This is a genomic window from Streptomyces hainanensis, assembly GCF_004348415.1.
Classification (GTDB): Bacteria; Actinomycetota; Actinomycetes; order Streptomycetales; family Streptomycetaceae; genus Streptomyces; species Streptomyces hainanensis.
Genome location: NZ_SMKI01000371.1, coordinates 1 through 8,004, shown reverse-complemented (window position 1 = coordinate 8,004; position 8,004 = coordinate 1). Strand labels below are relative to the sequence as shown.

Sequence of the window (8,004 nt, the reverse complement as noted above, 5' to 3'; positions counted from 1 at the left end):
CCGTCATCGGGACGTCCGTCACCTCCTGGATGGACGGCGTCGACCAGGACCCGGGCGGCCTGACGCTCGTCGCCGAGAACCCGCACATCAGGTACCACAACTTCCAACGCGGCTACGTCACCTGCACCAGCAGCGAGCGGACGACCAGGGTGTCGAGCAGCACCCCGAAGGCCACGATGAACGCGATCTGGAACAGGAAGGCCAGCGGGATCACGGTGAGCGCCCCGAAGGTGGCGGCGAGCACCACGCCGGCGGAGGTGATGACCCCGCCGGTCGACACCAGGCCGCGCAGCACGCCCTCCCGCGTCCCGTGTCCGAGGGTCTCCTCGCGGACCCGCGACATCAGGAAGATGTTGTAGTCGACGCCGAGGGCGACGAGGAAGACGAACCCGTACAGCGGCACCGAGGCGTCGGTGCCGGAGAAGCCGAGCACCTGCTGGAAGAGGAGCGCGGAGACGCCGAGCGTCGCGAGGTAGTTCAGCGCGACGGTGGTCACCAGCAGCAGCGGCATCAGCAGGGAGCGCAGCAGGGCCACGAGGATGAGCAGGATGACGATGAGCACCACGGGCACGATGACGAGACGGTCGCGGCCGGCCGTCGCCTGGGTGTCGTACTGCTGGGCGGTGTAGCCGCCGACGAGGGCGTCGGCGCCGGATATCGCGTGCAGGTTCGTCCGCAGCTGCCGGATGGTCCCCTGGGCCGCCTCGCTGTCGACGGCGTCCTGGAGCGTGGCGTCGACCCGGACCCGCCCGTCGACGACCAGGGGTTCGGCCGCTTCCGCGGGGGCTCCCGAGGCGGTGACGACGGCGGCGGAGGCGACGCCGGCGGTCGCCTCGGCGGCGGCGGTGACCTCGGCGGTGTGGTCCGCGTCGGCGATGATCACGGCCGGGTTCCCGGCGCCGCCGGGGAAGTGCTCGCCGAGCGTCTCCTGGGCGGCGACGGAGGGCGCGTCGTTGACGAAGGTCTCGTCGAGCGGCACGCCCTGCGAGTTCAGGGTGGGCGCGAAGCCGGCGCAGACGGCCAGCAGCAGGGCGGTGGCCGCCCAGACCCGCCGGGGCCGGCGGTCGACGAGTCGGGCGATCCGCGGCCAGACCCCGCGGCCGCCGGTGCTCCCGGTGCCGGCACCGGCGCCGTCCTCGGCCGGGCGTGGCCGGGCGGGCCAGTAGGCGGCCCGGCCCAACAGGACGAGCACGGCGGGGAGGAACGTGAGCGTGCTGATCACGGCGCAGACGATCCCGATGGCGCCGACGGGCCCGAGGGCCCGGTTGTTGGTCAGGTCGCTGGCCAGCAGGGCGAGCAGCCCGAGGCCGACGGTGGCGGCGCTCGCCACGATCGCGCCCGAGGACCGGGCCACGGCGGCCCGTGCCGCGGCGAGGTTGTGGTCGTGGCGCACCACCTCCTCGCGGTAGCGGGCGGCGAGCAGCAGCGCGTAGTCGGTGGCGGCGCCGATGACGAGGATGGAGAGGATGCCCTGCACCTGCCCGTCGACGCGGACCACGTCCCGGTCGGCCAACGCGTAGACCACGGCGCTGGCGAGGCCGAGGGCGAGCACCGCGCTCACGATGATCACCAGGGGCAGCAGCAGGCTGCGGTAGACCAGCAGCAGGATCACGAGCACGGCGGCGAGGGCGACGCCGAGCAGCAGCCCGTCGATGCCCGAGAAGGCGTCGGAGAGGTCGACCTGGCTCGCGGCGGGGCCGGCGATCCGCGCCGAGGTGCCGGGCACCTCGGCCGCCGCGTCCCGCACCGTCTCCAGCACCTCGGGCAGGAGTTCGTCCGACAGGTCGGACTCGAGCGGGACGACGGCCTGGAGCGCCCGGCCGTCCTCGGAGACCAGGGCGGGCGACGGCGGTCCGGCGACCCCGGTGCGGGTGGCGAGCGCGCCGACCGCCTCGGTCGCGGCCTCCCGCTGCGCGGGGGTGACCGCCGGCTCCCCTTCGGCCACCGTCCAGACCACGATCGCCGGGAGCGTCCGCGACTGGTCGAAGTCGTCCTGGGCGTCCAGCACCCTGGTCGACTCCGCGCCGCGCGGCAGGAAGGACGCCTGGTCGTTGGTGGCGACCTCGCCGAGCTTCCCCGCGTAGGGGCCGAGCGTGCCGCCGACCCCCAACCACGCGACGACCAGCAGGCCGGGCAGCAGCCATCGGAGCCATCGCCGTGTGTCCCTCATGCGCGCCTCGACATCCCCAGTATCTCGACCCCAGATCATCTCGATCGTGGAGTATTTCGATGACCGAGCATAACCATGGTCGAGCCACCTCTTATGCTGAGGGGGTGTCCGTCGAACCCATCCCGGCAGCCCCACCGCGCGGCGACGAGACCGGGCTGAAGACCTTCGCCGTGCTGCTCCGCCGGATGAACAGCGAGTTCAACCGGATCGCCCAGGAGTTCGCCCACGCGCAGGGGCTCCACCTCACCGACATGCGGGCCCTGATCGCCATCCTGGACGCCGAGCACGGCGACGAGGGCCCGATGACCCCCGGCGTGCTCCGGCTGCGACTCGACCTCACCTCGCCGGCGATGACGGCCTGCCTCGACCGGCTGGAGCGCTCTGGGCACGTGCGGCGGGTGCGCTCGGCCCAGGACCGCCGCGTCGTCCACCTCCACTACGAGGCGGCCGCCAAGGACGTGGCCCGCGAGTACTTCAGCCCGCTGGCCGCCAGCACCGAGTCGGCGCGGCGCCGCTTCACGGCGGACGAACTGGCCGTCGTGGTGCGCTTCCTGCGCACCATGAACGACGAGCTGGACCGGCTCCGTCCCGCCACCCCGGCCGACGAATCGTAGGCCGGACAGGGGGCCCGGGCCCTAGCGGAGCGGTCGGAGCCAGCGGCCGCGGAGGGCGAACAGCACGGCGGCGGCGACGGCGACCAGGAGGAGCGAGACGGCGGTGGCGCCGGTCGGGTCGTCCTGGAGGAGCAGATAGACCTTGAGGGGAAGGGTCTGGGTGGTGCCCGGCAGGTTGCCGGCGAAGGTGATGGTGGCGCCGAACTCGCCGAGCGCCCGCGCCCAGCAGAGCGCGGCGCCGGCCATCAGCGAGGGCGCCAGCATCGGGAGCGTGACGAGGCGCAGGGTGTGCAGCGGGCCCGCGCCCATGGTGGCGGCGGCCTCCTCGTACTGCGGTTCGAGACCGGCGAGCGCGCCCTCCAGGCTGATCACCAGGAACGGCATGGCGACGAAGGTCGACGCCACCACGGCGCCGGCGGTCGAGAAGGGGAGCACGACGCCGAGCGACTCGAGGTAGCCGCCCAACAGCCCGCGCCGGCCCACGCCCTGGAACAGCGCCACGCCCGCCACCGTGGGCGGCAGCACCATCGGCAGCAGCACCAGGCAGCGGACGACGGTGCGACCGGGGAAGTCGACGCGGGCCAGCAGCCAGGCCAGGGGTATCCCGAACAGCAGCGAGAACAGCAGCGTCCAGCCGGAGACCAGCAGCGAGAGCCGCAGCGCCTCGGTGACGGCCGGCTCGGTGAGCCGGCCGACGAGGTCCGACCAGGGGGCGTCGGCGAGGATGCCGAGCAGCGGGACGGCGAGGAAACCGGCGGCCAGCACGGCGGGCAGCACCAGGGTGAGCGGCGCGCGGACCCTCATGGCGAGGCCGTCGGGGACACGGTGGACGCGGCCGTCACGGGGCCTGGAAGCCGGCGCCCGTGAGCAGCGCCTGGGCCTCGGCCGAGCTCAGCCACGCGACGAAGTCCGCCGCGGCCTCCGGGTGCGCGGAGTCGGCCAGCGGCGCGGCCGGGTACTCGGCGGTGACGTTCTGGTCCTCGGGGATCTCCACGGTGGCCACGCCGTCGCCCGCGGCGGTGGCGTCCGTGACGTAGACCAGGCCGGCGTCCGCCTCGCCCAACTGCACCTTGCCGAGGACGGCCCGGACGTTGGGCTCCTCCGAGTCCGGCGTGGCCTCGACGCCCTGGGCCTCCAGGATCTGCCGGCCGTAGCGGCCGGCCGGCACCTCGGGCGCGGCCAGCACCAGCCGCAGGTCCGGGTCGGCCAGGTCGGCGAGGGCGGCGACGCCGGCCGGGTTGTCCGGCGGGGTGACGATGGTCAGGGCGTTGCGGGCGATCACCACCGGGTCGACCGCGGTCTCGTCGGCCACGCCGTCCATGGTCGGGGTGTCGGCGGTGACCAGGACGTCGGCCGGGGCGCCCTGCTCGACCTGGGCGACCAGCTCCTGGGAGCCGGCGAAGGAGAACTCCAGCGTGGTGCCGGGGTTGGCGTCCTCGTAGACCTCCTTGGCCTCCTCGAACACGTCGGTGAGGGAGGCGGCGGCCAGCACCGTGAGGGTGGCCGACTCCTCGCCGGTCGCGGCGTCGTCGGTGCCGGCCGAGGACGTGTCGTCGCTGCCGCACGCGGCGAGCGGGACGAGCAGCGCGGTGGCGGCGGTCAGGGCCAGCAGGGAGCGGGCGGCGAGCTTGGCGTGGTGTCGCACAGGGGCCTCACACGGTGTCGATGTGGACGTTGGTGGCCTTCACCCGGGCGACGGCCTCCATGCCGACGGCCAGGCCGAGCTCCTCGACGGCTTCCCTGGTGAGCAGCGAGACCAGCCGGTGCGGGCCGGCCTGGACCTCCACCTGGGCCGCGACGTCGCCGAGCCGGACGGCGGTGATGATGCCGGGGAACGCGTTGCGTACCGAGGTGCGTGACTCGTCGTCGCCGGCGTCGGCGCCGGCGGAGTCCTGGGCCAGCGAGACGGCGAACGCCGCCAGGTCCGCGCCCTCGATCAGCCGTTTGCCGGCCTCGTCCCGGCGGGTGGGCAGCCGTCCCGAGTCGGCCCAGCGTCGGACCGTGTCGGGGCTGACGCCGAGCAGCCGGGCGGCACGGCCGATGCTGTAGGAACGCATGTGCGGGAGATTATGGGGGATCGGCTCGCATCCGCAAGGTCATCCCGGATCCCGGGCTCGCAGCCGCGAGCCCGGGGGTGGCTGGGGTCAGATGGCCTGTTTTCTGGTGAGGTGGGTGAACGCGAGCCAGCCGGGCAGCACGGGCAGCCAGAACGTCATCAGCCGGAACAGCAGCACCGCGCCGAGCGCCTCGTCCCGCGGGACGCCGAAGGTGGCGAGGCTGGCGACCAGCGCGATCTCGACGGCACCGATGCCGCCCGGCGTCGGGGCGGCCGAGCCCAGCGCGTTGCCCGCCAGGAAGACCACGGCGATGGTCGGATAGCTCAGCTCGTAGCCGAAGGCACGCAGCGAGGCGTCGAGGCACATCACGAACGCCAGCGTCATCAGCAGCATCCCGCCGATGCCGCTGAGCAGCTTCTTCGGCTGCTGCACGATGTCCAGCATGCGCGGCACCACGCCCGCGAACAGGGTGCGGATCCGGTCGTAGAGCGCCTTCCGCAGGGCGGGGACCGCGGTGACGATCAGCACCACCACGGCGAGCGTCAGCAGCCCGGCGATGACGGTGCGGGACGGCGAGAGCGAGGGGGTGTGCTCGGTGCCGGCGAGGTAGCCGAAGACCAGCAGCAGGGTGATGTGGCTGCCGAGCCCGAACAGCTGCGACGCGCCGACGCTGGCCACCGCGTGCCCCGGGCGCAGGCCCTGGCGTTGCAGGTAGCGGGTGTTGAGCGCGACGCCGCCGATCGCCGCCGGGGCGACCAGCTTGACGAACGAGCCCGCCACCTGCGCGGTGACCGTGCGCAGGTACACGACCCGCTCGGGCACGAAGCCGAGCAGGCTCATCGCGGCCGCGAAGTAGGTGAGGGCCGAGAAGCCGGCCGCGATCAGCACCCAGCCCCAGTTGGCGCCCTCCCAGACCCGCTGGAACTCCGGGCTGATCAGCTGGATGGTGAGGAAGTACGCCGCGAAGACGGCCGCGATGATCGTGACCAGGGTGCGCGGCCGCAGCCGCTGCACGCGGGCCGGTTCTATCGGGGCCTGCGGGCGGATCAACAGCACCTGCTCGCGGATCAGCGACAACAGGTCGGGCTCCGTGGCGTTCTCCAACGCCTCGTCCATCACCTGCTTCTCGGCCTGCCGGGCGGCGCGCGTGGTCTTGCGGTCCGCGTTCTCCAGCAGGTTGCCGGTCGCCTCCCGGTAGACCCGGGTGGCCTCCAGCACCGCCTCGCGCTCGCGCTGCGACCGCTCCCTGGCCAACTGCCGCAGGGTGGCACGGGTGTTGCGGCTGAGGGCGATCGGCTGGAGCAGCGGCAGGCTGTTGGCCACCGCGTCCGGGCCGAGGATGGCCACGGCCGCCGCCACCGCGCGCTCCGCGCCGGCCCGCAGGCCCAAGGTGGTCAGCAACTGCGCGACGTCCATCCGCAGCAGCAGGTCGCTGGCGGCGATCTCGCCGCCGCGCAGGTCGGTGAGGTAGACGGTGCCGATCCGGTCGACCAGCAGTGAGCGGCCGTCGAGCCTACGGTGCGCGATCCGGCGGGTCTGCAGGGCCGTCACCTGTCGCCAGGCGGCACGCATCAGCTCGTCGGTGATCTCGTCGTCGGGCAGCGAGTCCAGGTTGCGGCCGCCGGTGTGCTCGTAGACCAGCATCACGGCGTCCGGGCCCAGCTCCGAGGTGGCGATCAGCTTGGGCGCGTTGGCGCCGGCCGAGATCGCGGCGTAGGCGAGCAACGCCTCCTGTTCGAGCGCCTGGCGCAACGAGGGCAGGCTGCGGCGGGTGGTGATGCCGCGCAGCGCGAGCCGGCGCCAGACGCGGTAGAAGAAGCCCTGCGCCTGCTGGGCGCGGTCGACGACGGTGACGTCGAGCGGCGGCCCCGACTCCAGGGTGACCAGGTAGCGCCTGGTCGGCTCCGAGTAGTCGTGCTGGTCGCGGCGGTCCGTGTCGCCCCGGTCCTCGGCGCGCAGCGCGCTGACCGGGCGGAAGCCGACGTGCCGCAGGCCGGCGAGCAACTGCTGCCCCGTCGGGCGCACGTTGGGGGAGCCGACCGTGTAGAGGGTGGCGTAGGCGATGGTCCAGCCGAGGAGAATGGTGACGATGATCGAGAACGGCGTGGTGAAGCCGGCGACCAGGACGGCGAACCCGTCGAGCAGCAGCACCGCCCACATCGCCAACCGCCAGCGCGGCCGGTGCGTCATGCCCACGGCGGTCGCGTAGGCGATGACGGGCGCCAGATAGCCGTGCACCGGGTCCGTGGTGACGCCGCCCGGGCCGTCCCTGGTCAGCGCGTCCTGCACGGTATCGGGGGCCAGGCGGGCCACCCAGAGGCTGAAGGAGAGCGAGACGCCGTGCGCCAGCACGGCGGCCAGCACGCCGTCCGCGATCCGCAGGCCGTCGCGCCTCATCAGCCGCTCGATCGCGAAGGCGACGGGGACGACGAGGACGGCGATGGCGGAGACGAAGCCGGCGAAGCTGATCAGCAGCGACGGCGCCTGGGCGGCGCCCTTGTCGACGTCGCGCTCGATGCCGGCGGTGGTGCCGATGGCCCAGGTGGCGAGGGCCAGCACGACCGCGATGCCGGCCAGGCCGAGCAGCACCCGCAGCAGGTCGGCCGGCCGGTGCACGCGGGCCGCGAGCAACGGCTCGTCGCCGTCGATGTGCGTGGCGTCGGACTCGGCCGCGGCCGACGCCTTCGGCCCACTGCCGGCGCCCGGCGGGGCGGCGTCGGCGTCGGTGTCGGTGTCGGTGTCGGCGTCGAGCGCCGCGACGGCGGCCTCCGGCGGGGTGGCCTCACCGCCGGCGTCGGTCGCGGCGTCGGTCGCGGCGACGGCGGCCGGTCGGCGGCCGCCGGCCCTGCGGCGGCGGGTGCCCGGCGACGGCTCCTGGTCGGCGCTCCTGGACGGGCCGTCCGGTTCGTCGTCGGCCGCCGGTGGTCCGACCGGCCGGCGGTCGCCGTCGCTCGCCCCGTCGTCGGGCCGCGCCCCGCCGCGGCCGCCTCGTTCGGTGTGGTCGCCGGGCGCGCCCGGCGACGGCGTCGCGGCGTCGCCGCCCGCGTCCGGCTCGCCGGCCCGCCGCCGGCCCCGGCGGCGCCCGCCGCCCGCCGGCTCGGCCGGGCCGTCCCCGGACTTCTTCCGGCCGCGGCCGGAACCCGCCGTCCGCCCCGGCTCGCCC

The 8,004-nt window shown here is 74.4% G+C and carries 5 protein-coding genes and 1 pseudogene; 1 reads left to right on the top strand and 5 read right to left on the bottom strand.

Translation table 11 applies throughout. The features are described from left to right. Window positions 1–112: 112 nt before the first annotated feature. Entirely contained in the window at window positions 113–2,170 is a 2,058-nt protein-coding gene (locus E1283_RS27235; RefSeq protein ID WP_132820811.1) for an MMPL family transporter, read from the bottom strand. 185 nt (window positions 2,171–2,355) lie between these two features. Here E1283_RS27235 and E1283_RS27230 point away from each other — a divergent pair, with 185 nt between their 5' ends. Further along, window positions 2,356–2,784: a MarR family winged helix-turn-helix transcriptional regulator gene (locus E1283_RS27230; RefSeq protein ID WP_132820813.1), complete on the top strand. Its 429-nt coding sequence runs from the start codon at window positions 2,356–2,358 to the stop codon at window positions 2,782–2,784. A gap of 39 nt (window positions 2,785–2,823) precedes the next feature. Here E1283_RS27230 and E1283_RS27225 read toward each other — a convergent pair. The 4 genes and pseudogenes from E1283_RS27225 to E1283_RS27210 all read right to left on the bottom strand — a co-directional run. After that, window positions 2,824–3,588 (bottom strand): annotated as a pseudogene (locus E1283_RS27225) (ABC transporter permease); the annotation flags it as partial. 34 nt (window positions 3,589–3,622) lie between these two features. Next, on the bottom strand, window positions 3,623–4,429 hold the full coding sequence (modA, locus tag E1283_RS27220; RefSeq protein ID WP_132820809.1) for a molybdate ABC transporter substrate-binding protein: 807 nt from the start codon (window positions 4,427–4,429) through the stop codon (window positions 3,623–3,625). A 7-nt stretch (window positions 4,430–4,436) separates the two neighbouring features. Further along, the gene (locus E1283_RS27215) at window positions 4,437–4,841 is read right to left on the bottom strand and encodes a TOBE domain-containing protein (protein WP_132820808.1); all 405 of its coding nucleotides are present in this window, start codon (window positions 4,839–4,841) and stop codon (window positions 4,437–4,439) included. 87 nt (window positions 4,842–4,928) lie between these two features. Continuing rightward, window positions 4,929–8,004, bottom strand: a 3,076-nt coding sequence (locus E1283_RS27210) for a lysylphosphatidylglycerol synthase transmembrane domain-containing protein (protein WP_243745136.1), incomplete at its 5' end; no start/stop codon positions are given.

What these genes read in the sequence shown, in the direction of transcription:
- E1283_RS27235 (WP_132820811.1), bottom strand. Translation starts at nt 2,170, where the DNA reads ATGAGGGACACACGGCGATGGCTCCGATGGCTGCTGCCCGGCCTGCTG.
- E1283_RS27215 (WP_132820808.1), bottom strand. Translation starts at nt 4,841, where the DNA reads ATGCGTTCCTACAGCATCGGCCGTGCCGCCCGGCTGCTCGGCGTCAGC.
- E1283_RS27230 (WP_132820813.1), top strand. Translation starts at nt 2,356, where the DNA reads ATGAACAGCGAGTTCAACCGGATCGCCCAGGAGTTCGCCCACGCGCAG.